Below are 24230 nucleotides of genomic sequence, written 5' to 3'. Positions count from 1 at the left end.
GCGCATCCGGGCAGCCCGTCCTTGGGGAGGTAGCTTACTTGATGTAGCCGGCGCGGGTCATCTCGCGCTCGGAGACCTGCTGGGCCTGGGCGAGCGCGTCGTCGACCGACATCTGGCCGGCGAGCGCCGCCGAGAAGAGCTGGCCGACCGTCGTGCCGAGACCCTGGAATTCCGGGATCGCCACGAACTGCACGCCGACATAGGGCACCGGCTTGACCGTCGGGTTCTTCGGGTCGGCCGCGTTGATCGAGTCGAGCGTCATCTTCGCGAAGGGCGCCGCCTTCTGGTACTCGGCGTTCTCGTAGAGCGAGGTGCGCGTGCCCGGGGGAACGTTGGCCCAGCCTTCCTTGTCGGCGACGAGCTTCAGATAGTCCTTGCCGGTCGCCCAGGCGATGAACTTCTCGGCCGCTTCCGCCTTCTGCGTGCCCGCCGGGATGGCGAGGTTCCAGGCCCACAGCCAGTTGCCGCGCTTGCCCAGCCCCGTGTCGGGGGCGAGCGCGTAGCCGACCTTGTCGGCGACCGTCGATTCGGCCGGGTTCGACACGAAGGAGGCCGCCACCGTGGCGTCGATCCACATGCCGCACTTGCCCTGCTGGAACAGCGCTAGGTTCTCGTTGAAGCCGTTGGAGGACGCGCCCTGCGGGCCGGCGTCGTTCATCAGCTTGATGTAGAAGTCGAGCGTGTTCTTCCATTCCGGCTGGTCGAACTGCGGCTTCCAGTTCTCGTCGAACCAGCGCGCGCCGAAGGCGTTCGAGGTCGCCGTCAGGAAGGCCATGTTCTCGCCCCAGCCGGCCTTGCCGCGCAGGCAGATGCCGTTGATGCCTTCGTCACGATTGGTCATCTTGCGCGCCGCGTCGGCGATGAACTCCCAGGTCGGCGCGTCGGGCATGGTGAGCCCCGCCTTCTCCATCAGGTCCTTGCGATACATGACCATGGAGCTTTCGCCGTAGAACGGCGCGGCATAGAGCTTGCCGTCGTCGCCGGTCAGACCCGAGCGGATCGCCGGCAGCAGGTCGTCGACGTCGTAGTCGGCGCCGAGGTTGTCGAGCGGCAGGAGCCAGCCCTGCTTCGCCCAGATCGGAACCTCGTAGGTGCCGATCGTCATGATGTCGTACTGGCCGCCCTTCGTCGCGATGTCGGTCGTGACGCGCTCGCGCAGCACGTTCTCTTCCAAGGTGACCCATTCGAGCTGGATGTCGGGGTTCTTGGTCGTGAAATCTTCCGTCAGCCCCTGCATGCGGATCATGTCGCCGTTGTTGACCGTCGCGATGGTCAGCGTCTCGGCATTGGCATATCCGCACAGGAGAGCAGCCGAGCAGGTGCCCAGCAGAAGGGTTCTCACATTCATCGTCTTCCTCCCAGAAGGTTATGAGCATTTGCTTCGCTCATGGGCAATTACTCACATTTTCTCGCGAGAAGTCAACGGCGATTCTTTGCTGCACCGCAGAAAGGAATGTCCAAGCTGTTGATAGGAGCCGAAAACGGCGTCGGGATCAGGCCGAAAGCAGGTATCTGGCCGTCGTTTCGTCGGTGATGAGGCCGTTGATCATGCCACCGCGCAGCGCGGAGAGCAGCGCCAGATACTTGCGCTTGCCCTTTGCGAGGCCGATGACCGTCGTGGTCTCGCGCGGCGGCAGGGGCACGGAGGCGACGCGCTCGTTGATGCTGCCCTCGAGCAGCCTGCCCTCGCGGTCGAACATCCAGCCGCAGATCTCGCCGGCCGCCCCCTCCTCCATCAGCCGCGCCATCTCTTGCGGGTCGAGGAAGCCGTCGAGGCAGAGCGGCGCGTCCGCGCCGAGCTCGCCGATGCCGACGAAGGCGACGTCCGCCTCGCGCCCGAGTTGCAGCGTCGACTGCACGAGGCTCTGCCGGTGCAGCAGGTCGCGCTCCTCCGGGGAGGAGACGAGCACCGGCAGCGGCATCGGGAAGTGCCGCGCCTTGACCGCATCGGCCATCGAGAAGATGACGTTGTAATAGGCGGCCGAGCCGTCCGGGCCGATATTGCCCGTCAGCGAGAGGATGCGGTGCTGCGGGCATTCCATCGCCGGAAGCTGGTCGATCGCCGCCTTCAGCGTGCGGCCCGTGCCGACCGCAAGAACAATGGGCTCCGGCTTCTTCAGCCAGCGCTCGATCTCCGCCGCCCCCGCCTCGGCGATGCCGATGGTGGTCGAGGACGAGCCCGGATCGGCCGGCACGACGTCGACATGGACGAGGCCGAACTTGCGGCGGAGCTGCTCGCCGAGCTCCAGGCACTCGGCGATGGGATGGTCGAGGCGGACCTTGATCAGCCGCTCGGCGACCGCGAGCGAAACCAGGCGTTGTGCCGACTGGCGCGAGATGCCCATCGCGGTGGCGATCTCGTCCTGAGTGCGGCCGGCGACGTAGTAGAGCCAGCCCGCCCTTGCCGCGTCGTCCAGTCTCCCGCCGGTCTCCGGTCGCTTCGCCATCGTCTCTCCCCGCCTTCGTCTTTTCAGTGCTGCCATCATTTCGCCCCGCCTGTCAAACGCCGCCCGATGGCGCGGATGGAACAGCCGATGACGAAAACATAACCGCGGAAGTCAGGTTATGCTGCGCTGCAACGCCTGAGAAACCGGGATTCTTTTGAAATTTTACCGTTTGATAAAAAAATAAACCTGGGTTACCGTTTCCACATTCGAGAAGCCCACGCGAATGGGAGACGATAATGGGAACGACGCAATCCGGGATCCACGGCGGGCGGCTTTCGCCGTCCGACTACGAGCGGAACTTTTCCGATCTGCACCCCCGCCTCGACGATCACGAGGCGCTGGTGGCGGCGGACCGCTGCTATTTCTGTCACGACGCGCCGTGCATGACGGCCTGTCCGACCACGATCGACATTCCGATGTTCATCCGCCAGATCTCGACGGGCAACCCGATCGGCTCGGCGAAGACCATCTTCGACCAGAACATCCTCGGCGGCATGTGCGCCCGCGTCTGTCCCACCGAGACGCTGTGCGAAGAGGCCTGCGTGCGCAACACCGCCGAGCACCGCCCGGTCGAGATCGGCCGCCTGCAGCGCTACGCGACCGACGTCGCGATCGCCGGCAACCACCAATTCTACGCGCGCGCCGAGCGCACCGGCAAGGCGGTCGCCGTCGTCGGCGCGGGGCCGGCGGGGCTCGCCTGCGCCCACCGGCTCGCCGTCATGGGCCACGACGTGGTGATCCTGGAGGCGCGCGAGAAATCCGGCGGCCTCAACGAATACGGCATCGCCACCTACAAGGCGGTGGACGACTTCGCGCAGCGCGAGGTCGACTACGTGCTCTCCGTCGGCGGCATCGAGGTCAAGCACGGCGTCAAGCTCGGCCGCGACTTCACGCTTGCCGACCTCACCGCCAATTTCGACGCCGTCTTCCTCGGCATGGGGCTTGCCGGCGTCAACGGGCTCGGCGTCGAGGGCGAGCATCTTCCCGGCGTGGTCGACGCCGTCGACTTCATCGCCCGCCTGCGCCAGGCGAAGGACAAGGCCGAGGTGCCGGTCGGCCGCCGCGTCGTCGTCATCGGCGGCGGCATGACGGCGATCGACGCCGCCGTGCAGGCGAAGCTCCTGGGCGCCGAGGAGGTGACGATCTGCTACCGCCGCGGCAAGGAGCACATGAACGCCTCGCCCTTCGAGCAGGACCTCGCCGCCTCCAAGGGCGTGATGATCCGCCACTGGCTGCAGCCGAAGCGGGTGATCGCCCGGGACGGCCACGTCGCCGGCATCGAGGTCGAATATACCGAGCTCGTCGACGGCAGGCTCGCCGGCACCGGCGAGACCGGCGTGCTCGCCGCCGACCAGATCTTCAAGGCGATCGGCCAGACCTTCGAGGCTTCCGGCCTCGGCGCGCTTTCGATTACCGGCGGCCGCATCGCCGTCGATGCCGAAGGCCGCACCTCTGTTCCCGGCATTTGGGCGGGCGGCGACTGCGTGAAGGCGGGCGAGGACCTGACGGTCACCTCGGTCGCCCAGGGCCGCGACGCGGCCGAATCGATCCACCGGGCGCTCGCTGCCGCCGTGCAGCCCGCCGCGGCCGTCGCCTGAAGGAGGATGGGACATGGCTGATCTTCGCAACGACTTCGTCGGCATCAAGTCGCCCAACCCGTTCTGGCTCGCCTCCGCGCCGCCGACCGACAAGGCCTACAACGTCGAGCGCGCCTTCAAGGCCGGCTGGGGCGGCGTCGTCTGGAAGACGCTGGGCGAGGAAGGCCCGCCGGTCGTCAACGTCAACGGGCCGCGCTACGGCGCGATCTGGGGCGCCGACCGGCGCCTCCTCGGCCTCAACAACATCGAGCTCATCACCGACCGCGACCTATACGTGAATCTGCGCGAGATGAAGCAGGTGAAGATGAACTGGCCGGATCGGGCGCTCGTCGCCTCGATCATGGTGCCCTGCGAGGAGGAGAGCTGGAAGGCGATCCTGCCGCTCGTCGAGGAGACCGGCGCCGACGGCATCGAGCTCAACTTCGGCTGTCCGCACGGCATGTCGGAGCGCGGCATGGGTGCGGCCGTCGGCCAGGTGCCGGAATATATCGAGATGGTCGTGCGCTGGTGCAAGCAGTACACCCGCATGCCCGTCATCACCAAGCTGACGCCGAACATCACCGACATCCGCAAGCCCGCCCGCGCCGCCAAGGCCGGCGGCACCGACGCCGTGTCGCTGATCAACACGATCAACTCGATCGTCTCCGTCGACCTCGACAATTTCGCGCCGAACCCGACGGTCGGCGGCAAGGGCACGCATGGCGGCTATTGCGGCCCGGCGGTGAAGCCGATCGCGCTCAACATGGTGGCCGAGATCGCCCGCGATCCGGAGACCTACGGCCTGCCGATCTCCGGCATCGGCGGCATCACCACCTGGCGCGACGCCGCCGAGTTCATGGCGCTCGGCGCCGGCAACGTGCAGGTCTGCACCGCCGCCATGACCTACGGCTTCAAGATCGTCCAGGAGATGATCACCGGCCTGTCGAACTGGATGGATGCCAAGGGCCACCGCACGCTCGACGACATCGTCGCCCGCGCCGTGCCGAACGTCACCGACTGGCAGTATCTCAACCTCAACTACATCGCCAAGGCCCGCATCGACCAGGACGCCTGCATCAAGTGCGGCCGCTGCCACATCGCCTGCGAGGACACCTCGCACCAGGCGATCACCCAGTTCGTCGACGGGGTCCGGCATTTCGAGGTGATGGAGGACGAGTGCGTCGGCTGCAACCTCTGCGTCAACGTCTGCCCGGTGGAGAACTGCATCACCATGGTGGGGCTGGAAGCCGGCACGCTGGACCAGCGCACCGGCAAGCCGGTCGACCCGACCTACGCCAACTGGACGACGCACCCGAACAACCCGATGGCGCGGCAGGCGGCGGAGTAAAAAGGCGGCTTTGCCCCTACCCTAACCCTCTCCCCGCAAGCGGGGAGAGGGAACTTGTTCTACGCACCATGGTGAATCAGGAAGACGGCGCGGCAACCCCTTCTCCCCGCAAGCGGGGAGAAGGTCGCGGCAGCGGGATGAGGGGCGACGCCTCGCCTCACCCGAACAGGTGGAAATTCTGCCCCGCGCTGTAGGCGGCAAAGGCGATGGCGCCGAAATAGACGACCGTCAGGGCGATCATCGCATAGCCGGCCGCCACGACCAGGCCGTCGCGCTGCGAGATGCCGGCCGACAGCAGCAGGACGGCGACGGCGGGAAGCGTGTTCGAGAAGGGGATGATGCTGAGCGGCAGCATGAGGAGCACGCCCGCACCCATCAGCGCCAGCCCGTTCAACCGGTTCATCACCGCGCCGGCGGTGAGGAACGGCAGGCGCGGCCGGAAGAACCGGTCGATCCTCTTCAGGAAGCGCACGCCGCGTTCGAGCACCGGCACGAGCTTCACGCTCTCCAGCCGCCGGTCGGCGACCTTGCCCGGCAGCCACGGCAGCGTGTTGAGCGTGATCGCGATCGCGATCAGCACGATCCCCGCGCCGAAGACCGTCGAGACCCCCGGGATCGAGACGGGGAACAGGAAGGGCAGCGACAGGAAGCCGCAGAGCAGCAGCAGCCCGTTCTCGCCCATGGTCGACAGCAGGTCGCGCAGCGTGATGTGCTCGCCGCGGATCGAGCCGATCACGTCCTCCAGAAGCTCGCTCGTCTTGCGTGTCGTGTCCTTGAAGCCTATGGCGGCGGTCATGCGGTGTTCCTTCTCCATCGTGGCCAACGGTCTATGACCGCGACGCCTGCCAGACAATAGGATCTTTTTCTTGACGAAGCGTATGCCCGTCTCCGCCGCGCTCAGCACACAGGCGTCGGGCCGCGAGAAGCTCGGCGGCCATCTGGCGATGTTCCTCTTCGCCATGCTGATCGCCGGCTCCTTCTCCTTCGGCGGGCTCGCCGCGCAGCACGTGCCGGCCGCCCCCCTGATGCTCTGGCGCTACCTGCTGACGACTGTCGTCATGGCCGTCCTCGCCTTCGGCCTGTTCCGCGCGCCCTTCGCCCGGCCGCGCGAGCCCTGGCGATTCGCCGTGCTCGGCGGCCTGATCGCGCTCTACATGCTGACGATGTTCGTCGCACTCGAATTCACGAGCCCCGTCTCGACCGGCGCCGTCTTCACGCTGATGCCGCTGCTGAGCGCCGCCTTCGCGCTGCCGGTCCTCGGCCAGCGGACGAAGCCGGGCGTGCTCGCCGGCCTCGTGATTGCCGCCGCGGGCGCCGTCTGGGTGATCTTCCGCGGTGACCTCGACGCCATCCTCACCTTCGATGTCGGCACCGGCGAGATGATCTTCTTCGGCGGCGTCATCTGCCATGCGCTCTATGTGCCGCTCATCCGCCGCTTCGACCGCGGCGAGCACCCGGTCGTCTTCGGCTTCTGGGTCACGGTCGCCGCGACCGCCTGGCTCCTGCCGGTCGGCATCCGCGAGCTTGCGGCCACGGATTTCTCCGCCCTGCCGCTCTCCGTCCACGCCGCCGTCGCCTACCTCGCGGTGGTGACGACCGCCATCTCCTTCCTGCTCCTGCAATATGCCTCGATGCGCCTGCCGGCCTCGAAAGTGCTGGGCTACGGCTACCTGACGCCGAGCTTCATCATCCTGCTCGAAGGCCTGATCGGCCACGGCTGGACGAGCCCGCAGGTCGCGGCCGGCGCGCTGGTGACGGCCTGCGGGCTTTTACTGATGGCGCTGCTGCCGGACTAAATTTGGTCGGATTCCTGTCGGAACGATCCGTCCCCCTGTGCGTTGCGGCCTTGTCGGGACGTATGCCGAAAGCCACGGAGCCTGTCTTGAAGCGGTTTGAGATCATCGACGGCATGCGGGGCTATTTCCTCGTCTTCATGCTCATCAACCACCTCATCTTCGTCGGCGGCTACTGGATGGTGGAAGTCAACCACCGCCAGTTCGCCTTCGTCGAGGACGCGCAGGGCTTCGTCTTCCTGTCGGGCCTGCTCATCGGCATGGTCTATGCCCGCAAGATGCTGAAATACGGCTACAGGACCGGCCGCCAGCTCATCCGCAGCCGCGCGTTCGAGCTCTATCGCTACGCCATGGGCACGGTGATGGCCGTGCTGGTGGTGCAGATGCTGCTGCCGGACGCCTACCGGCTCTGGTACAACTGGCTCGGCACCACGAATTTCGACGAGCCGCTGCGGCTCGCGGCGATCGCCGCCTTCCTGTTCCAGCCGACCTTCATGGACATCCTGCCGCAATACATCGTCTACATGCTCTTCGCCCCGCCGCTCGTCTGGCTATGCCTGCGCGGAAAATGGATGCATGTGCTCGCCGGCTCGCTGATCGTCTGGATGGCGGCGCAGCTCGGCCTGCAGCGCGTCGTCACCGAGCCGCTGAACGCGCTCGTCACCGGTTCGGACGACCAGGGCATCCGTGCCTCCTTCAACATGCTCGGCTGGCAGATCGTCTTCTTCCCGGCCATGGTGATCGGCGTCCTCACCGCGCAGGACAAGGTCGACTGGAACCGCATCTTCTCGCCGGAAAGGACGCTGCTGCCGAAGGTCGCGCTCGCGATCTGCCTGTTCTTCATGCCGCTGCGCATCGCCACCGCCTGGGGCCTGCTGCCGCCGCCGGTGCTGGAGAAATTCGCGACGATGGAGATCCGCGCCGACTTCGGCCCGGTCTACCTCCTGAACTTCGCGGCCGTCGCCCTCGGCCTCGCCTGGCTGCTGATCGCCGGCCCGAAGCACCGTGCTGCCTGGGTGCGCGGCCTCGCCCGCGTCGTCACCGGCGTCTTCACGCTGCGCTTCCTCCGGCTCCTCGGCCGCCATTCGCTGCAGGTCTATGTCTGGCACGTCGCCATCGTCTATGCGGTCTACTATGCCGATGGGCGCACGCCGGAGCTCTCGCAGCTCACCAAGACGACGATCGCCGTCGTCTGCATCGCGCTGCTTGCCCTGCCGGCGCTGTGGCGCGAGCGCGAGGCGCTCGCCGCCCGCCTGTTCGGCCAGCCGAAGCCGGAAGCCGTCAAGGCGAAGTCGACGCCGGCTGCTCGCTGACATTGAGCCCGCCGAGGAAGAGCTGCTCCAGGAAGCGCGCCGCGTCTTCGAAGCGCCCGTCGCCGGCGTTCTCCTGCCCCAGCACCGCGCGCACCTGCACGTCGAAGTCGGCATAGTGCTGCGTCGTCGACCAGATCGAGAAGATCAGGTGATAGGGATCGCACTTGGCGATCTTGCCGGCCTTGGCCCAGGCGCGGATGACGGCGGCCTTCTCGTCCACCAGTTCCTTGAGCGGCCCCTTCAGCTCGTCCTCGATGTTCGGCGCGCCCTGCAGGATCTCGTTGGCGAAGAGCCGGCTCTCCCGCGGGAAATCCCGCGCCATCTCCAGCTTGCGGCGGATGTAGCTGCGGATCTCGGCGACCGGGTTGCCCTCGGCGTCGAACTCGCGCAGCGGATCGAGCCAGGTGTCGAGCACGCGGGTGATCAGCGCCCGGTGCATCGCCTCCTTGGTGCGGAAATAGTAGAGGAGGTTGGGCTTCGACATGCCGGCCACCTCGGCGATCTGGTCGACGGTGGCGCCGCGGAAGCCGTGCAGCGAAAACACCTCCAGCGCGGCCTCCAGGATCTGCTCTTCCTTCTCCTCCTGGATGCGCGTGCGCCGCTGCGTCCTGGCTGCCCTCGGTAGTGCCATGCGTCCCCCGCCCGTGCGGTAAAGTGCCGCCAAATTCACCAGTTTTTACAGCGCCATTTTTTCGGGCACAGCCCGAAGCTTTTTGGTTTTTCGGCTTGAGTGCCGCAATGGAAGCTGTAATGTTTACCAACCGGTCAAATTATCAGCCACTTGCCAGGCAAAGGCAACCGCTGATCGGAAGGCGCAGAAAAAATCAAAAGCGCCGCCAGCCGGTGGGAACGAAAAGGGCCGCGAAGGCCGAAGGATATGGGAGCAGAATCATGGCCGCACCCGGCGAGAACATGCGTGTCAACGCGGACCGCCTGTGGGATTCCCTCATGGAGATGGCGAAGATCGGCCCCGGTGTCGCCGGCGGCAACAACCGCCAGACGCTGACCGACGCCGACGCGGAGGGCCGGAAACTCTTCCAGCGCTGGTGCGAGGCGGCGGGCCTTTCCATGGGCGTCGACACGATGGGCAACATGTTCATGACGCGCGAGGGCACGGACCCCGAGGCGCTCCCCGTCTATGTCGGCTCGCATCTCGACACCCAGCCGACCGGCGGCAAATACGACGGCGTACTCGGCGTGCTCGCGGGCCTGGAGGTCGTGCGCTCGCTGAACGACCTCGGCATCAGGACGAAGCATCCGATCGTCGTCACCAACTGGACGAACGAGGAAGGCGCGCGCTTCGCCCCCGCCATGCTCGCCTCCGGCGTCTTCGCCGGCATCCACACGCAGGACTACGCCTATGCCCGCAGGGACCCGGAGGGCAAGACCTTCGGCGAGGAGCTCGCGCGCATCGGCTGGGTCGGCGACGAGGAGGTCGGCGCGCGCAAGATGCACGCCTATTTCGAGTACCATATCGAGCAGGGGCCGATCCTCGAGGCGGAAGAGAAGCAGATCGGCGTCGTCACCCACTGTCAGGGCCTGTGGTGGCTGGAATTCACGCTGACCGGGCGCGAGGCGCACACCGGCTCGACGCCGATGGCGATGCGCGTCAATGCCGGCCTCGCCATGGCCCGCATCCTCGAAATGGTGCAGGCGGTCGCCATGGAGAACCAGCCGGGCGCCGTCGGCGGCGTCGGCCAGGTGTTCTTCTCGCCGAATTCCCGCAACGTGCTGCCGGGCAAGGTCGTCTTCACCGTCGACATCCGCTCGCCCGACCAGGCGAAGCTCGACGGCATGCGCGCCCGCATCGAGGCGGAAGCGCCGAGGATCTGCGAGGCGCTGGGTGTGGGCTGTTCCGTCGAGGCGGTCGGCCATTTCGACCCCGTCACCTTCGACCCGGCGCTGGTCGCGACCGTGCGCAAGGCCGCCGGGGACCTCGGCTACAGCCACATGAACATCGTCTCCGGCGCCGGCCACGACGCCTGCTGGGCGGCGAAGGTCGCGCCCGCGACGATGATCATGTGCCCCTGCGTCGGCGGCCTCTCGCACAACGAGGCCGAGGACATCTCGAAGGAATGGGCCGCCGCGGGGGCCGACGTGCTGCTGCACGCGGTGATCGGGACGGCGGGGATTGCGGAGTGAGCGGATGACAGTGTCGGTGGATACCCCCTCATCCGGCCCTTCGGGCCACCTTCTCCCCGCCGGGGAGAAGGGAAAACATGCTGCAACGACTGTCCATGCTTCGGCGCCGCAGGCGCTGAACTGGAGAAAAGAAGAAAGCAGTTCCGCAGATATTCCCTTCTCCCCGGCAGGGAGAAGGTGGCCCGAAGGGCCGGATGAGGGGGGCATGCCGAACGCAAGCGACATCATCAAACGACGCATCGGCAAAACCGGCCAGGCCCGAAGATTGCGAAAAATCGAAACGGAAGAAGAGCGCCTTCTCTGGAGCGATCTTCGCGACCGTCGCTTGAATGGTTTCAAATTCTCCCGGCAAATGCCTTTGGGCACCTATATCGTCGATTTTCTCTGTCGTGACCAACACCTCATCGTCGAAATCGACGGCTTTCATCATGCCGCAAGCCAACCGGACGAAACGCGGACCATCTGGTTGAATAGCCGCGGCTATTCCCTTCTGCGCTTCTGGAATCACGAAGTCACCCGGGAGCGGCGCGCCGTTCTCGACACGATCCTTGCAGCCTTGACCGGACAGATCACCGAACGCTGTCACGCCACGCGCTTCTATCCGGCCATTCCTGAAAAAACAGGGGAGCAACCATGAGCACAGTCATCAAGGATGGAACCGTCGTCACCGCGGACCTCACCTATAAGGCCGACGTCAAGATCGAAGGCGGCAGGATCGTCGAGATCGGGCCGGACCTTTCCGGCGACGAGGTGCTGGATGCCGCGGGCTGCTACGTCATGCCGGGCGGCATCGACCCGCATGTCCATCTCGAAATGCCCTTCATGGGCACCTATTCGGCCGACGACTTCGAGAGCGGCACGCGCGCGGGGCTTGCCGGCGGCACGACGATGGTGGTGGATTTCTGTCTTCCCGATCCCGGCCAGTCGCTGCTGGACGCGCTGAAGCGCTGGGACAACAAGTCGACGCGGGCGAACTGCGACTATTCCTTCCACATGTCCGTCACCTGGTGGGGCGAGCAGGTCTTTAACGAGATGAAGACGGTGGTCGAGGAGAAGGGCATCAACACCTTCAAGCACTTCATGGCCTACAAGGGCGCGCTGATGGTGAACGACGACGAGATGTTCGCCTCCTTCCAGCGCTGCGCCGCGCTCGGCGCGCTGCCGCTCGTCCATGCCGAGAACGGCGACGTCGTCGCCGCCATGCAGGCCAAGCTGATGGACGAAGGCAACAACGGGCCGGAGGGCCACGCCTATTCGCGCCCCGCCTCCGTCGAGGGCGAGGCGACCAACCGCGCCATCATCATCGCCGACATGGCGGGCGCGCCGCTCTATGTCGTGCACACTTCCTGCGAGCAGGCGCACGAGGCGATCCGCCGCGCACGGCAGAACGGCATGCGCGTCTACGGCGAGCCGCTGATCCAGCACCTGATCCTCGACGAGAGCGAATATGCCAACAAGGACTGGGACCACGCCGCCCGCCGCGTGATGAGCCCGCCCTTCCGCGACAGGAAGCACCAGGATTCGCTCTGGGCCGGGCTTGCCGCCGGCTCGCTGCAGGTGGTGGCGACCGACCATTGCGCCTTCACCACCCAGCAGAAGCGCACCGGCCTCGGCGATTTCCGCAAGATCCCGAACGGCACCGGCGGCCTCGAAGACCGCATGCCGCTGCTGTGGACCCACGGCGTCGTCACCGGCCGGCTGACGATGAACGAATTCGTCGCCGTCACCTCGACCAACATCGCAAAAATCCTCAACGTCTATCCGAGAAAGGGCGCGATCCTCGTCGGCGCGGATGCCGACATCGTCGTCTGGGACCCGAAGCGGACGAAGACCATCTCGGCGAAGAGCCAGCAATCGTCGATCGACTACAACGTCTTCGAGGGCAAGGAGGTCACGGGCCTGCCGCGCTTCACGCTGACGCGGGGCGTCGTCGCCATCGAGGAGGGCGCGGTCAAGACCCGCGAGGGCCACGGCAAGTTCGTTTCCCGCGAGCCCTTCGCGGCGGTCAACAAGGCGCTCTCCACCTGGAAGGAGATCACCGCCCCGCGCAAGGTGGAGCGCAGCGGCATACCGGCAAGCGGCGTATGATCCGCCCTGCCGCCCTCCTCCTCGGCCTCGCGCTCGCCGGCCCGGCGGGAGCGGCGGCCGGCATCGACGGCAGCTACGGCGACCGGGACGGCTGTCTCTACGCCACGACCGGGGACTCCTCGGGCGCCGATTTCTTCTTCCTGCTCGACCGGGAAGGCGTGACGACCGCCGTCTCCCGCTGCGCCTTCACGGGCGAAGGGCGGACGGAGGGCGGCGCGACGATGATCGCCGCCGACTGTCACGAGGAAGGCACGACGGAGGCGGAGCGCCACGAGCTGACGCTCACGCCGGAGGGGGGCGGCTATATCGTGAGCTTCGCCGACGGCACGCGCTGGGGGCCGCTGATGCGGTGCGGGCCGTGAGGATGGCGGGTGTGCTCACGCCTCTCTGTCCCGTTGGGGCAACCGCATATGCGGCTTTGCCCCTCACCCGAGCCCTCTCCCCGCAAGCGGGGAGAGGGAGCCCGCCCCACGAAACGACAATGGCTCGGGAAGCCGGCACGGCAAATTTCCTTCTCCCCGCTTGCGGGGAGAAGGTGGCCGGCAGGCCGGATGAGGGGCAAAGCCGCATATGCGATCGCCCCGGCAGGACAGGGAGGGATAGCCGCCTTCGCCGTCCCTCACCCCGGAACCAGCGCCTCCAGATGCGGCAGCAGCACGACGCTCTCCTGTTCGTGCGGGTCGGTGCGGGCGATCACGGCGGAGGCCGGGGCGTCGGAGAGGTTGGCGGGCAGGTGCGGCACGCCGGCCGGGATGTAGAACATCTCCCCCGCCTTGACGACGACATGGTGCTCCAGCCGCTCGCCGTACCAGGTATGCGCCTCGCCGGAGAGCATGTAGATCGCCGTCTCGTGGCTCTCGTGCATGTGCGCCTTGGCGCGGCCGCCCGGCGGGATCGTCAGGAGGTGCATGCAGATCGCGCTCGCTCCCGTCGTCTCGCGGGCGATGCCCTCGAAATAGTCGAACCCCTGCTTGCCCGCATAGGTGCCGCCCGGGCGCACCACCCGGCATTCCGGCTTCACCGTCCCCGTCATCGTCCCGCCTCCAGTCGTGAGAATTCCGTGCCAGAACCGATCATGAAGACAATGCCGATTGCAATGCAAGAGAGGGACGGGCAACCTGCCTCGCACCGTCCGCAAGGCGGTGCGAAGGGATGAACGCCATGTCCGACATCAAGCCCGCTACCGCTGTCGTCTCCGCCGCCGGCCTCGGCCTCACCTTCGAGACCGCCGACGGCCCGGTCAACGCGCTGACGGGCGTCGACCTCACCGTCGGCAAGGGCGATTTCGTCTCCTTCATCGGCCCTTCCGGCTGCGGTAAGACCACGTTCCTGCGCGTCATCGCCGATCTCGAGAAGCCGACTGCAGGGACCATCACCGTCAACGGCATGACGCCCGAGGAGGCGCGCAAGCGCCGCGCCTACGGCTACGTCTTCCAGGCGGCGGCCCTCTATCCCTGGCGGACGATCGAGAAGAACATCGCCCTGCCGCTGGAGATCATGGGCCACACGAAGGCCGAACAGAAGGCGCGCGTCGAGCGCACGCTCGACCTCGTCAACCTCGCGGGCTTCGGCAAGAAATATCCCTGGCAGCTTTCGGGCGGCATGCAGCAGCGCGCCTCGATCGCCCGCGCGCTCGCCTTCGACGCCGATCTGCTCCTGATGGACGAGCCCTTCGGCGCGCTCGACGAGATCGTCCGCGACCATCTCAACGAACAGCTCCTGAAGCTCTGGGCGCGGACGAACAAGACGATCTGCTTCGTCACCCATTCGATCCCCGAGGCCGTCTATCTCTCCACGAGGATCGTCGTCATGAGCCCGCGCCCCGGCCGCGTCACCGACGTCATCGAATCGACGCTGCCGAAGGAACGCCCGCTCGGCATCCGCGAGACGCCGGAATTCCTCGAGATCGCCCACCGCGTCCGCGAGGGCCTGCGCGCCGGCCACAGCTACGAGGAGCACGTCTGATGAAGCTCTCCTACGTGCTCTGGCTGTTTTCGACGACGGCCGTCTTCATCGTCGCCGCGAGCCTGTCGCGCGCCTATGTCGCGACCGGCAACGTCGCCCTCGTCGTGCTTTCCATGACGCTCTACCTCGCCGGCAACCTGATGATGCTGAAGCTGATGCGCGACGGCGGGCTCGGGATCGCCATCTCGCTCTCCGCCGTCACGCAGCTCGTGCTGATCAACGGCGTCGCCTTCCTGTTCTTCGGCGAGCGGCTGAGCGGCGCCCAGCTTGCCGGCGTGGCGCTCGGCGTCCTGTCGATGGGCCTGATGCTGACGCCCGCCACGGCGCGGAGCTGACGCGATGGAGCGGGAAACCTTCCTCCGGGACCGCCTGCTGCCGATCGGCACCGTCCTTCTGGCTCTGGTCGCGCTCTGGTACGTCTTCGCGGTGATCCTCAACGCGCCCTTCGAGCGCGACACGGCCGCGCGCGCCGGCGAGACGATCACCTTCTCCGAGATCCTGCCGAAGACGATGGCGCAGGAGCGCCCCGTGCTGCCGGCGCCGCACCAGGTCTTCGCAGAACTGTGGGACACGACGGTCAACAAGGCGATCACCTCGAAGCGCAGCCTCGTCTATCATGCCTGGATCACGCTGTCGGCGACGCTGCTCGGCTTCGCCATGGGCGCGGTGCTCGGCATCCTGCTCGCCATCGGCATCGTCCACAACCGGGCGATGGACCGCTCGCTGATGCCCTGGGTCATCGCCAGCCAGACGATCCCCATCCTCGCCATCGCGCCGATGATCATCGTCGTCTTGAACGCCGTCGGCATCTCAGGCCTGATGCCCAAGGCGCTGATCTCCACCTACCTCTCCTTCTTCCCGGTCGTCGTCGGCATGGTGAAGGGACTGCGCAGCCCCGAGCAGATCCAGCTCGACCTGATGCACACCTACAACGCCTCCCCCGCGCAGACCTTCCGGAAGCTGCGCTGGCCGGCCTCGATGCCCTATCTCTTCACCTCGCTGAAGGTGGCCGTCGCCATCTCGCTCGTCGGCGCCATCGTCGGCGAGCTGCCGACCGGCGCGGTCGCCGGCCTCGGCGCGCGGCTGCTCGCCGGCTCCTACTACGGCCAGACGGTGCAGATCTGGGCGGCGCTGTTCATGGCGGCGGGCGTGGCGGCCCTCCTCGTCGCCGCGGTCGGCGTCGCCCACGGCCTCGTCCTCAAGCGCATGGGAGCCCGGGCATGAAGCTTGCCGTCCTCCTCGCCGCCGTCCTCTTCTGGCTCGCCGCCTGGGCCTTCAACGAATGGCTGGTGCGCCGCCGTTTCGCGAGCCCCGCCGCCGAGCGCGCCGCGCGCATCGCCGTGCCGCTGCTCTTCGGCGTGACGATCCTCGTGCTCTGGGAAGGCACCGTGCGGGGCTTCTCCATCCCCTCCGTGCTGCTGCCGCCGCCGAGCATGATCTGGGCCCGCCTGACGGGCTCGCTGCCGACGCTCTGGGCCGACTTCCGCCAGACCTTCCTCAAATCGGTGCTGACCGGCTACGCGCTCGGCTGCGGCCTCGGCTTCGTGGTGGCGATCCTCATCGACCGCTCGCCCTTCCTGCAGAAGGGGCTTCTGCCGCTCGGCAACTTCGTCTCGGCGCTGCCGGTGATCGGGGTGGCGCCGATCATGGTCATGTGGTTCGGCTTCGACTGGCAGTCGAAGGTCGCCGTCGTCGTCATCATGACCTTCTTCCCGATGCTGGTGAACACGGTCTCCGGCCTTGCCGCCACCAGCCACATGGAGCGCGACCTGATGCGCACCTACGCGGCCGACTGGTGGCAGACGCTCATAAAGCTGCGCCTGCCCGCCGCCTGGCCCTTCATCTTCAACGCGCTCAAGATCAACTCCACCCTGGCGCTGATCGGCGCCATCGTCGCCGAATTCTTCGGAACGCCCATTGTCGGCATGGGCTTCCGGATCTCCACGGAAGTGGGCCGCATGAATGTCGACATGGTCTGGGCCGAAATCGCGGTCGCCGCGGTGGCTGGCTCCGCCTTCTACGGGGCGGTGGCGCTCGTCGAGCGGATCGTCACGTTCTGGCATCCGTCTGTCCGCGGTGGACAGGCCTAACGATAAAGAGGGAACTGCACATGAAGACGACAATCGCATCGGTTCTGCTGGCGGGCACGTTCTCGCTAGCCGCCTTCCAGGCGGAGGCGGCCGACAAGGTGACGCTGCAGCTCAAATGGGTGACGCAGGCCCAGTTCGGCGGCTACTACGTCGCCAAGGACAAGGGCTTCTACGAAGAAGAGGGCCTCGACGTCGAGATCAAGCCGGGCGGCCCGGACATCGCCCCCGCCCAGGTGATCGCCGGCGGCGGCGCCGACGTCATCGTCGACTGGATGCCTTCGGCGCTCGCCACCCGCGAGAAGGGCGTGCCGCTCGTCAACATCGCCCAGCCCTTCAAGTCCTCCGGCATGATGCTCACCTGTCTCAAGGAGACCGGCGTCACCTCCCCCGACGACTTCAAGGGCAAGACGCTCGGCGTCTGGTTCTTCGGCAACGAATATCCCTTCCTCTCCTGGATGAACCACCTCGGCATCAAGACCGACGGCGGCGCGGACGGCGTGACCGTGCTGAAGCAGGGCTTCAACGTCGACCCGCTGATCCAGAAGCAGGCGGCCTGCATCTCCACCATGACCTACAACGAATACTGGCAGGTCATCGACGCCGGCATCACGCCGGAGGACCTCGTCACCTTCAAGTACGAGGACCAGGGCGTGGCGACGCTGGAGGACGGGCTCTACGTGCTGGAGGACAAGCTCGCCGATCCCGCCTTCAAGGAGAGGATGGTGAAATTCGTCCGCGCCTCGATGAAGGGCTGGAAATATGCCGAGGAGAACCCGGACGAGGCGGCCGAGATCGTGCTGGAGAACGATTCCACCGGCGCGCAGACCGAGAAGCACCAGAAGCGCATGATGGGCGAGGTCGCCAAGCTCACCGCCGGCTCGAACGGCGCGCTGGACGAGGCCGACTACAAGCGCACGGTGGCCACGCTCCTCGGCGGCGGCTCCGACCCGGTCATCTCCAAGGAGCCGGAAGGCGCCTGGACCCACGCGATCACCGACGAAGCGCTGAAGTAGGCGGGGCTGAAGACGCCCCTCATCCGGCCTGCCGGCCACCTTCTCCCCGCAAGCGGGGAGAAGGAAGAAAGAAGCTAAGGCTTCCCGTTTTCAGGAAACCCGCACGGCATGTCCCTTCTCCCCGCTTGCGGGGAGAAGGTCGCGGTAGCGGGATGAGGGGCAACAGTCCCGCTTCGGCGCAGCCTCGCTGCCTTGGAATCGCCAAAGGCATAAAATATTGAGGCACCATTCTGTTCCCCCTTGTAAGGGCTGGGAACGCCGATTACATACGTCGGACAATTTGAGCCAGGGGTGGCCACGCGCCGTTCCGCGTCCGCCGGATTGTCAGAGAACGAGGGGGTCGGCCGGCAATGGCGGCGGGGCCCGGACACCGAAACGTCATGCATGCATTGGAAAGTTCGGCCCATGGCTTGTGGACCCAGGAAAGCACTCTCTTTTTCCGTCGCCGTCCTGCTGGCGCTCAGCCCCGTCGCGGCCCTCGCCGCCGACGCGGCGACGAATGAGGCGGAAGCCCAGGCCGAGCAGAACCTTCCCTCCATCGTCGTCACCGCCGCGGAGACGCGCCAGATCCGCGACCGCGTGATCGCCTCCGGCACGGTGCAGGCGGTCGAGGAGGTCTATGTCGCGCCGCTGGTCGAGGGCCTGTCGATCCGCACGCTCGAGGCCGACGTCGGCGACCGGGTCGAGGCGGACGGCACGCTCGCCACCCTCAACGACGACACGCTCGTCCTCCAGAAGAGCCAGCTCGAAGCCGGCCTCGCCAAGGCCCGCGCCGGCCTCGCCCAGATCAAGGCGCAGCGCACCGAGGCCAGGGCCACCGCCGACGAGGCGGTGCGCGCCCGAGACCGGGCCCTCCGGCTCTCGAAGGCCGGCACGCAGTCGCAGGCCGCCGCCGACCAGGCCGTGGCCGCCGCGGAAAGCGCGCTTGCCCGCGTCGAATCCGCCGAACAGGCGATCGCGGTCTCCGAGGCGGACATCAAGCTCGCCGAGGCGCAGATCGCCGACATCGACCTCAAGCTCGCCCGCACCGCCGTCAAGTCGCCCGTCGCCGGCGTCGTCTCCGCGCGCTCGGCCAAGATCGGCGCGATCGCGACCGGCGCCGCCACGCCCCTCTTCACCGTCATCCGCGACGGCAAAATCGAGCTCAAGGCGGACGTGGCGGAGGACGACATCCTCAAGCTCGCCCCCGGCCAGAAGGCGACGGTGACGCTCGCCGGCGGCGCGGCGAAGCTTTCCGGGACGATCCGCCTCGTCGAGCCGACGCTCGATGCGCAGAGCCGCCTCGGCCGCGTCTATATCGGTTTCGACCAGCCGGAGCGCGCACGCGCCGGCATGTTCGCGAGCGCCGAGATCGTCACCGAGGAGAAGGAAGGCATTGTGCTGCCGCTTTCCGCCGTTACGACGGCCCGCGGCGAGACCGTCGTGCGCAAGGTGGAGGACGGCGTGGTGCGGCTCGTGCCCGTCGAGACCGGCATCCAGGACGGCCAGGTGATCGAGATCGTCAGCGGCCTTGCCGTCGGCGAGGAGGTGGTGGCGAAGGCCGGCGCCTATGTGCGCGACGGCGACCGCGTCAACCCGGTCCATGCCGAGCAGGCCGCCGCCGACTGACGCCCGACGAACGACAGCGCCCGCAAGGCACACAGGAACAGGACTTTAGGGACATGAACTTTTCAGCCTGGTCGATCCGCAACCCGATTGCGCCGCTGCTCGCCTTCTTCCTGCTGATCTATGTCGGCATCCAGTCCTTCTACACGCTGCCGATCACGCGCTTCCCGAACATCGACGTGCCGATCATCGCCGTCTCGGTGAGCCAGAGCGGCGCGGCCCCGGCCGAGCTCGAAGTGCAGGTGACGAAGGAGATCGAGGACGCGGTCGCCGGCATCGCCGGCGTCGACGACATCATGTCCACCGTCACCGACGGCAGCTCCATAACCTCCGTGCTCTTCGAGATCGAGGTGCCGACGAACCAGGCGCTGCAGGACGTGAAGGATGCGATCGACCGCATCCGCAACGACCTGCCCGCCTCCGTCGAGGAGCCCGTCGTCTCGAAGATCGACGTCGAGGGCCAGGCGATCCAGACCTTCGCCGTCTCCTCGCCCAACATGACGCTGGAGGAACTCTCCTGGTTCGTCGACGACAAGGTCAAGCGCGCGCTGCAGGGCCAGACCGGCATCGGCAAGGTCGACCGCTTCGGCGGCGCCGACCGCGAGGTGCGCATCGACCTCAACCCGGACAAGCTTTCCTCCTTCGGCATCTCCGCCGCCGACGTGAACCGCCAGCTTCGCAGCATGAACGCCGACGTCGGCTCCGGCCGCGGCCAGCTCGCCGGCAGCGAGCAGGCGATCCGCACGCTCGGCGACGCCCGCTCCGTCGAGAAGCTCGCCGCCACCACCATCGCGCTGCCGAACGGCCGCTTCGTGCGCCTTTCCGACCTCGGCACGGTCACCGACACCTACGAGGAGCCGCGCTCCTTCTCGCGCTTCAACGGCAACCCGGTCGTCACCTTCGCCGTCTTCCGCTCGAAGGGCGCAAGCGAGGTGACGGTGTCGGAATCCGTCGAGAAGGCGCTTGCCACGGTGCGCGCGCAATATCCGGACGTCGCCATCGAGCAGGTGGACGACGCCGTCTACTTCACCTACGGCAATTACGAGGCAGCACTCCACACGCTGATGGAGGGCGCGCTGCTCGCCGTCGTCGTCGTGCTCCTCTTCCTGCGCAACTGGCGGGCGACGCTGATCTCGGCGGTGGCCCTGCCGCTCTCGGCGATCCCCACCTTCTTCGTGATGGACCTGCTCGGCTTCTCGCTGAACCTCGTCTCCTTCCTCGCGCTGACGCTCGCCACCGGCATCCTCGTCGACGACGCCATCGTCGAGATCGAGAATATCGCCCGCCACATCCGCATGGGCAAGACGCCGTACCGCGCGGCGATCGAGGCGGCCGACGAGATCGGGCTTGCCGTCATCGCCACGACCTTCACGATCATCGCCGTCTTCGTGCCGGTCTCCTTCATGCCCGGCATTCCCGGCCAGTATTTCATCCAGTTCGGCCTGACGGTCGCGGTCGCCGTGTTCTTCTCGCTGGCGGTCGCCCGCCTGATCACGCCGGTCATGGCGGCCTACCTGATGAAATCGGGCGACGCGGACGGGCACGGCGAGCAGAAGGAAGGCGCCTTCATGCGCGGCTACACCTGGCTCGTCAGCACGACGACGCGCCGCTGGTACGGCCGCTACGCCACGCTGCTCGCGGCGATCGCCTTCCTCGTCGGTTCCGTCGCGCTGCTGTCGACCGTGCCCGGCAGCTTCATGCCGCCGGAGGACGCCTCGCGCCTCGTGCTCTCCGTCGAGCTGCCGCCGGACGCCATGCTGGAGGACACCGACCGCACGACGAGCCGCATCTACGAGCGGGTGAAGGACATCGACGGCGTTTCCAACGTCTTCGTGCTCGGCGGCTCCTCGCCCAAGGGTGACCTGGAGCTGCGCCGCGCCTCGGTGACAATCAACCTCGACAAGCTCGACCATTCGCTCGTCAACCGCCTCGTCAACGACGTGATCGGCCGCCTGCCGGTGATCGGCGCCCACCTGCCGAAGCTGGAACCGAAGGGCCGCATCCGCCCGCAATGGGAGATCGAGAAGGACATCTTCGCGGCCGTGCGCGACATCCCGGACGTGCGCGTCATCAAGCTCAACGACCGCGGCGAGCGCGACCTCTCCTTCAACCTGCTCTCCAACGACGAGGAGGCGCTGAACGACACCGTGGCGAAGCTGGAGGCGAAGCTGCGCGCCGATCCGCTGCTCGCCAATGTCAGCTCGGAAGGCTCGCTGCCGCGCCCCGAGCTGCAGATCCGTCCGCGCGACGACCAGATGGCCCGCCTCGGCGTCACCACGGCGCAGATCTCCGAGGTCGTGCGCGTCGCCACCATCGGCGACATCGACGCCGCGCTTTCCAAGATCTCGCTCGACGGGCGGCTGATCCCGATCCGCGTGCAGGTCGACCGGACCTTCCGCACCGACCTCGCCGCCATCCGCAACCTGAAGATCCAGACGGCGAGCGGCACGCTCGTGCCGCTGTCGACCGTCGCCGACATCGACTATTCGGAAGGCCCGAGCGCGGTGAAGCGCCACAACCGCAACCGCGTCGTCTCCGTCGGCTCGGACCTCCGGCAGGGCGTCGCGCTCGATACGGCGAGCGCCCGCTTCAAGGAGATCGCCTCCAGCATCGACATGCCGCCCTCCGTCCAGTTCGCCGAAAGCGGCGACGCGGAGATCCAGGCCGAGATGCAGCAGTCCTTCGGCAACGCCATGCTGCTCGGCCTGCTGCTGGTGCTGATGGTGCTGATCCTGCTGTTCAAGGACGTGATCCAGCCCTTCACGATCCTGCTCTCGCTGCCGCTCGCCATCGGCGGCGTGGCAGCGGGCCTGATCCTCACGCAGAACTCGCTCTCCATGCCCGTGCTGATCGGCATCCTGATGCTGATGGGCATCGTCACCAAGAACGCGATCCTGCTCGTCGACTTCGCCATCGAGATGCGCCGCCACGGCATGGAGCGGGTGGCGGCGATGATCGAGGCGGGCCGCAAGCGCGCACGCCCCATCGTCATGACCTCCATCGCCATGTCGGCGGGCATGCTGCCCTCGGCCCTCGGCGTCGGCGAAGGCGGCTCGTTCCGCTCACCGATGGCGATCGCCGTGATCGGCGGCATCATCGTCTCGACCGTGCTGTCGCTCGTCGTCGTGCCGTCCTTCTTCCTGATCATGGACGACGTCTCGCGCTTCTTCGCCTGGGCCTTCGGCCGCTTCGTTGGCAAGAAGGACGAGGAGCGCCTGGCGCTCGACCCGGAAGAACTGACGCGGCTTGCCGACAATACCGCGCAGAACGTCTCCGAGCTCGAAAAGCGCATCGAGACGCTCGAGAAGAAGACCGCCGAGCGCAAGCCCTTCAGCGTCGTCCACCACTCGGCACTGGCCGCCGAGTAACGCCGCGCACCGCAGGAACAGAGCGGCCGGTCCGTCGAAAGGCGGGCCGGCCGTTCGTTTTCTTCTTTGATCGAGATCAAACCCGACTATCCGTCACTGGTTTATCGTTCTTGCATCGGAAGAAGACCAACAACGCTTGCGGGAGCGTGGAGTGAAATCGATGAACAGGCTGTTGAGACCCGGCGTACGGGAAAGGGAAACCTTGCTGAGCTCCCGCCTTTTGTCGCAACTTGGCGTCGAGAGCGCCGCGGCCATGATGGAGATCGCCGCGATCGGCACGTTGCCGGCCCGGCAGATTCTCTTCCGCGAGGGCGAGGCCGCCGACACGCTCTTCTGCGTGCTCTCCGGCTATATCCGCGTCTACAAGCTCGACCCGGACGGACGGGAAGCCGACGTGGAGCTCTACGGCCCCGGCGACCTGATCGGCGTCAGCCTCGTCTTCGACGGCGGCCGCTACACGGCGACGGCCCAGGCGGCCGAACCCTCGACGCTCGCCCGCTTCGACCTGAAGCGCGTACGCGAGATCGCCGGCCGCCGGCCCGACCTGGCGCTCGTGCTGATGAACGCGCTCTCCGAGCAGCTTGCCAGCGCCTATTCCAACCTCGCCAACGACCGGCTGCACACGGCGCCGCAGCGCGTCGCGCGCTACCTGCTCGACAATTGCGCGCATGACGGCAAGGCGGCCAGCTTCCGCCTGCCCTACCAGAAGAGCCTGCTCGCCGGAAAGCTGGGGCTCGCGCCGGAAGCCCTGTCGCGCGCCTTCTCCATGCTGCGCGGCCACGGCGTCAACGTGCGCGGCCGCTTCGTGCAGGTCGAGGATCCGGAGGCGCTCCGGCGCATCTGACGGGCGGGCGGCTCAGGCGAGCCCGCCGTTCACCCTCAGGAAATCGACGATCCGCTCCACGCCCTCGCCGCGCTTCATGTCGGTGAAGACGAAGGGGCGGCTCGCGCGCATGCGCCCGGCATCCCGCTCCATCACCGAAAGGTCGGCGCCGACGTGGGGCGCGAGGTCCTTCTTGTTGATCACCAGCAGGTCCGACCGGGTGATGCCCGGCCCGCCCTTGCGCGGGATCTCCTCGCCCTGGCAGACCGAGATCACATAGATCGTCAAGTCCGCGAGGTCCGGCGAGAAGGTGGCGGCGAGATTGTCGCCGCCCGATTCGATGAAGACGACGTCGAGGTCGGGGATGCGCCGGTTGAGATCGGCGATGGCCTGCAGGTTGATCGAGGCGTCCTCGCGGATCGCCGTGTGCGGGCAGCCGCCCGTCTCCACGCCGACGATGCGCTCCGACGGCAGCGCCTGCATGCGCACCAGCGCCTCGGCATCCTCCGTCGTGTAGATGTCGTTGGTGACGACGGCGATGGACCAGTCCTCGCGCATCGCCTTGCAGAGCTTCTCCGTCAGCGCCGTCTTGCCCGAGCCGACCGGACCGCCGATGCCGACGCGCAGGGGACCGTTCTTCGATGCCATGGGAACCTCC

General features: G+C 67.0%; 22 protein-coding genes. 16 read left to right on the top strand and 6 right to left on the bottom strand.

Annotated features, from left to right (window positions below; all coding sequences use genetic code 11):
- Positions 1-34: 34 nt before the first annotated feature.
- Together NNZ72_RS08075 and NNZ72_RS08070 are read right to left on the bottom strand one after the other, a co-directional pair.
- Positions 35-1348, bottom strand: coding sequence for an ABC transporter substrate-binding protein (locus tag NNZ72_RS08075; protein ID WP_257314768.1), 1314 nt, complete (start codon positions 1346-1348; stop codon positions 35-37).
- 145 nt (positions 1349-1493) lie between these two features.
- Positions 1494-2447, bottom strand: a complete 954-nt coding sequence (locus tag NNZ72_RS08070) for a sugar-binding transcriptional regulator (RefSeq protein ID WP_257314767.1) — start codon at positions 2445-2447, stop codon at positions 1494-1496.
- A gap of 236 nt (positions 2448-2683) precedes the next feature.
- Here NNZ72_RS08070 and NNZ72_RS08065 point away from each other — a divergent pair, with 236 nt between their 5' ends.
- The gene (locus NNZ72_RS08065; protein ID WP_257314766.1) at positions 2684-4045 is read left to right on the top strand and encodes an NAD(P)-dependent oxidoreductase; all 1362 of its coding nucleotides are present in this window, start codon (positions 2684-2686) and stop codon (positions 4043-4045) included.
- Between the two features lie 13 nt (positions 4046-4058).
- Positions 4059-5372: an NAD-dependent dihydropyrimidine dehydrogenase subunit PreA gene (gene preA, locus NNZ72_RS08060; RefSeq protein ID WP_257314765.1), complete on the top strand. Its 1314-nt coding sequence runs from the start codon at positions 4059-4061 to the stop codon at positions 5370-5372.
- 157 nt (positions 5373-5529) lie between these two features.
- Here preA and NNZ72_RS08055 read toward each other — a convergent pair whose 3' ends face one another.
- On the bottom strand, positions 5530-6168 hold the full coding sequence (locus tag NNZ72_RS08055; RefSeq protein WP_257314764.1) for an exopolysaccharide biosynthesis protein: 639 nt from the start codon (positions 6166-6168) through the stop codon (positions 5530-5532).
- 70 nt (positions 6169-6238) lie between these two features.
- Here NNZ72_RS08055 and NNZ72_RS08050 point away from each other — a divergent pair, with 70 nt between their 5' ends.
- Complete coding sequence (locus tag NNZ72_RS08050) at positions 6239-7168, top strand: DMT family transporter (protein WP_257314763.1); 930 nt, start codon at positions 6239-6241, stop codon at positions 7166-7168.
- A gap of 86 nt (positions 7169-7254) precedes the next feature.
- Complete coding sequence (locus NNZ72_RS08045; protein ID WP_257314762.1) at positions 7255-8478, top strand: OpgC family protein; 1224 nt, start codon at positions 7255-7257, stop codon at positions 8476-8478.
- Here the strand turns inward: NNZ72_RS08045 and NNZ72_RS08040 are convergent.
- Positions 8447-9109, bottom strand: a complete 663-nt coding sequence (locus NNZ72_RS08040; RefSeq protein ID WP_257314761.1) for a TetR family transcriptional regulator C-terminal domain-containing protein — start codon at positions 9107-9109, stop codon at positions 8447-8449. The two genes, NNZ72_RS08045 and NNZ72_RS08040, sit on opposite strands and share 32 nt — an antisense overlap.
- 260 nt (positions 9110-9369) lie before the next feature.
- On the opposite strand from NNZ72_RS08040, the gene NNZ72_RS08035 reads away from it, so the two are divergent.
- Genes NNZ72_RS08035 through NNZ72_RS08020 form a run of 4 tightly spaced genes read left to right on the top strand, consistent with a single transcriptional unit; the run spans position 9370 to position 13070 of the window.
- The gene (locus NNZ72_RS08035) at positions 9370-10620 is read left to right on the top strand and encodes a Zn-dependent hydrolase (protein ID WP_257314757.1); all 1251 of its coding nucleotides are present in this window, start codon (positions 9370-9372) and stop codon (positions 10618-10620) included.
- 4 nt (positions 10621-10624) lie between these two features.
- Complete coding sequence (locus tag NNZ72_RS08030) at positions 10625-11257, top strand: endonuclease domain-containing protein (RefSeq protein WP_257314756.1); 633 nt, start codon at positions 10625-10627, stop codon at positions 11255-11257.
- A complete protein-coding gene (gene hydA, locus NNZ72_RS08025; protein ID WP_257314755.1) occupies positions 11254-12708 on the top strand; it encodes a dihydropyrimidinase in 1455 nt (484 codons plus the stop codon). Before NNZ72_RS08030 ends, hydA begins: the two co-directional genes overlap by 4 nt.
- On the top strand, positions 12705-13070 hold the full coding sequence (locus NNZ72_RS08020) for a hypothetical protein (RefSeq protein WP_257314754.1): 366 nt from the start codon (positions 12705-12707) through the stop codon (positions 13068-13070). The genes hydA and NNZ72_RS08020 overlap by 4 nt, the downstream gene beginning before the upstream one ends.
- Positions 13071-13327: 257 nt before the next feature.
- Here NNZ72_RS08020 and NNZ72_RS08015 read toward each other — a convergent pair whose 3' ends face one another.
- The gene (locus NNZ72_RS08015) at positions 13328-13741 is read right to left on the bottom strand and encodes a cupin domain-containing protein (protein ID WP_257314753.1); all 414 of its coding nucleotides are present in this window, start codon (positions 13739-13741) and stop codon (positions 13328-13330) included.
- A 128-nt stretch (positions 13742-13869) separates the two neighbouring features.
- On the opposite strand from NNZ72_RS08015, the gene NNZ72_RS08010 reads away from it, so the two are divergent.
- The 8 genes from NNZ72_RS08010 (at position 13870) to NNZ72_RS07975 (ending at position 23593) form a co-directional block, all read left to right on the top strand.
- Positions 13870-14673: an ABC transporter ATP-binding protein gene (locus NNZ72_RS08010; RefSeq protein WP_257314751.1), complete on the top strand. Its 804-nt coding sequence runs from the start codon at positions 13870-13872 to the stop codon at positions 14671-14673.
- Entirely contained in the window at positions 14673-15008 is a 336-nt protein-coding gene (locus NNZ72_RS08005; protein WP_257314749.1) for a hypothetical protein, read from the top strand. The genes NNZ72_RS08010 and NNZ72_RS08005 overlap by 1 nt, the downstream gene beginning before the upstream one ends.
- A gap of 4 nt (positions 15009-15012) precedes the next feature.
- Complete coding sequence (locus NNZ72_RS08000) at positions 15013-15897, top strand: ABC transporter permease (protein WP_257314747.1); 885 nt, start codon at positions 15013-15015, stop codon at positions 15895-15897.
- Positions 15894-16763 (top strand): ABC transporter permease, encoded by an 870-nt coding sequence (locus NNZ72_RS07995; protein WP_257314745.1) that lies wholly within the window; start codon positions 15894-15896, stop codon positions 16761-16763. Before NNZ72_RS08000 ends, NNZ72_RS07995 begins: the two co-directional genes overlap by 4 nt.
- A 20-nt stretch (positions 16764-16783) precedes the next feature.
- Entirely contained in the window at positions 16784-17776 is a 993-nt protein-coding gene (locus NNZ72_RS07990) for an ABC transporter substrate-binding protein (RefSeq protein WP_257314743.1), read from the top strand.
- Positions 17777-18181: 405 nt separating this feature from the next.
- Positions 18182-19384: an efflux RND transporter periplasmic adaptor subunit gene (locus tag NNZ72_RS07985; protein ID WP_371747734.1), complete on the top strand. Its 1203-nt coding sequence runs from the start codon at positions 18182-18184 to the stop codon at positions 19382-19384.
- A 53-nt stretch (positions 19385-19437) separates the two neighbouring features.
- A complete protein-coding gene (locus tag NNZ72_RS07980; protein ID WP_257314739.1) occupies positions 19438-22749 on the top strand; it encodes an efflux RND transporter permease subunit in 3312 nt (1103 codons plus the stop codon).
- 202 nt (positions 22750-22951) lie between these two features.
- Positions 22952-23593, top strand: a complete 642-nt coding sequence (locus NNZ72_RS07975) for a Crp/Fnr family transcriptional regulator (RefSeq protein ID WP_257314737.1) — start codon at positions 22952-22954, stop codon at positions 23591-23593.
- 12 nt (positions 23594-23605) lie between these two features.
- Here NNZ72_RS07975 and ureG read toward each other — a convergent pair whose 3' ends face one another.
- Positions 23606-24220: an urease accessory protein UreG gene (gene ureG / locus NNZ72_RS07970; protein WP_257314735.1), complete on the bottom strand. Its 615-nt coding sequence runs from the start codon at positions 24218-24220 to the stop codon at positions 23606-23608.
- Positions 24221-24230 lie beyond the last annotated feature (10 nt).

Origin of the sequence: Shinella pollutisoli, from assembly GCF_024609765.1 — a bacterium.
Taxonomy (GTDB): Bacteria; Pseudomonadota; Alphaproteobacteria; order Rhizobiales; family Rhizobiaceae; genus Shinella; species Shinella pollutisoli.
The sequence above is the reverse complement of the archived record's forward strand: the minus strand, read 5'-3'. Positions and strand labels throughout refer to the sequence as shown.

Bases quoted from the DNA above. Each gene is read 5' to 3' on its own strand.
- NNZ72_RS08075 (WP_257314768.1), bottom strand. From the start codon at position 1,348: ATGAATGTGAGAACCCTTCTGCTGGGCACCTGCTCGGCTGCTCTCCTG.
- NNZ72_RS08070 (WP_257314767.1), bottom strand. From the start codon at position 2,447: ATGGCGAAGCGACCGGAGACCGGCGGGAGACTGGACGACGCGGCAAGG.
- NNZ72_RS08065 (WP_257314766.1), top strand. From the start codon at position 2,684: ATGGGAACGACGCAATCCGGGATCCACGGCGGGCGGCTTTCGCCGTCC.
- preA (WP_257314765.1), top strand. From the start codon at position 4,059: ATGGCTGATCTTCGCAACGACTTCGTCGGCATCAAGTCGCCCAACCCG.
- NNZ72_RS08055 (WP_257314764.1), bottom strand. From the start codon at position 6,168: ATGACCGCCGCCATAGGCTTCAAGGACACGACACGCAAGACGAGCGAG.
- NNZ72_RS08040 (WP_257314761.1), bottom strand. From the start codon at position 9,109: ATGGCACTACCGAGGGCAGCCAGGACGCAGCGGCGCACGCGCATCCAG.
- NNZ72_RS08035 (WP_257314757.1), top strand. From the start codon at position 9,370: ATGGCCGCACCCGGCGAGAACATGCGTGTCAACGCGGACCGCCTGTGG.
- NNZ72_RS08030 (WP_257314756.1), top strand. From the start codon at position 10,625: ATGACAGTGTCGGTGGATACCCCCTCATCCGGCCCTTCGGGCCACCTT.
- hydA (WP_257314755.1), top strand. From the start codon at position 11,254: ATGAGCACAGTCATCAAGGATGGAACCGTCGTCACCGCGGACCTCACC.
- NNZ72_RS08020 (WP_257314754.1), top strand. From the start codon at position 12,705: ATGATCCGCCCTGCCGCCCTCCTCCTCGGCCTCGCGCTCGCCGGCCCG.
- NNZ72_RS08015 (WP_257314753.1), bottom strand. From the start codon at position 13,741: ATGACGGGGACGGTGAAGCCGGAATGCCGGGTGGTGCGCCCGGGCGGC.
- NNZ72_RS08010 (WP_257314751.1), top strand. From the start codon at position 13,870: ATGTCCGACATCAAGCCCGCTACCGCTGTCGTCTCCGCCGCCGGCCTC.
- NNZ72_RS08005 (WP_257314749.1), top strand. From the start codon at position 14,673: ATGAAGCTCTCCTACGTGCTCTGGCTGTTTTCGACGACGGCCGTCTTC.
- NNZ72_RS08000 (WP_257314747.1), top strand. From the start codon at position 15,013: ATGGAGCGGGAAACCTTCCTCCGGGACCGCCTGCTGCCGATCGGCACC.
- NNZ72_RS07995 (WP_257314745.1), top strand. From the start codon at position 15,894: ATGAAGCTTGCCGTCCTCCTCGCCGCCGTCCTCTTCTGGCTCGCCGCC.
- NNZ72_RS07990 (WP_257314743.1), top strand. From the start codon at position 16,784: ATGAAGACGACAATCGCATCGGTTCTGCTGGCGGGCACGTTCTCGCTA.
- NNZ72_RS07985 (WP_371747734.1), top strand. From the start codon at position 18,182: ATGGCTTGTGGACCCAGGAAAGCACTCTCTTTTTCCGTCGCCGTCCTG.
- NNZ72_RS07980 (WP_257314739.1), top strand. From the start codon at position 19,438: ATGAACTTTTCAGCCTGGTCGATCCGCAACCCGATTGCGCCGCTGCTC.
- ureG (WP_257314735.1), bottom strand. From the start codon at position 24,220: ATGGCATCGAAGAACGGTCCCCTGCGCGTCGGCATCGGCGGTCCGGTC.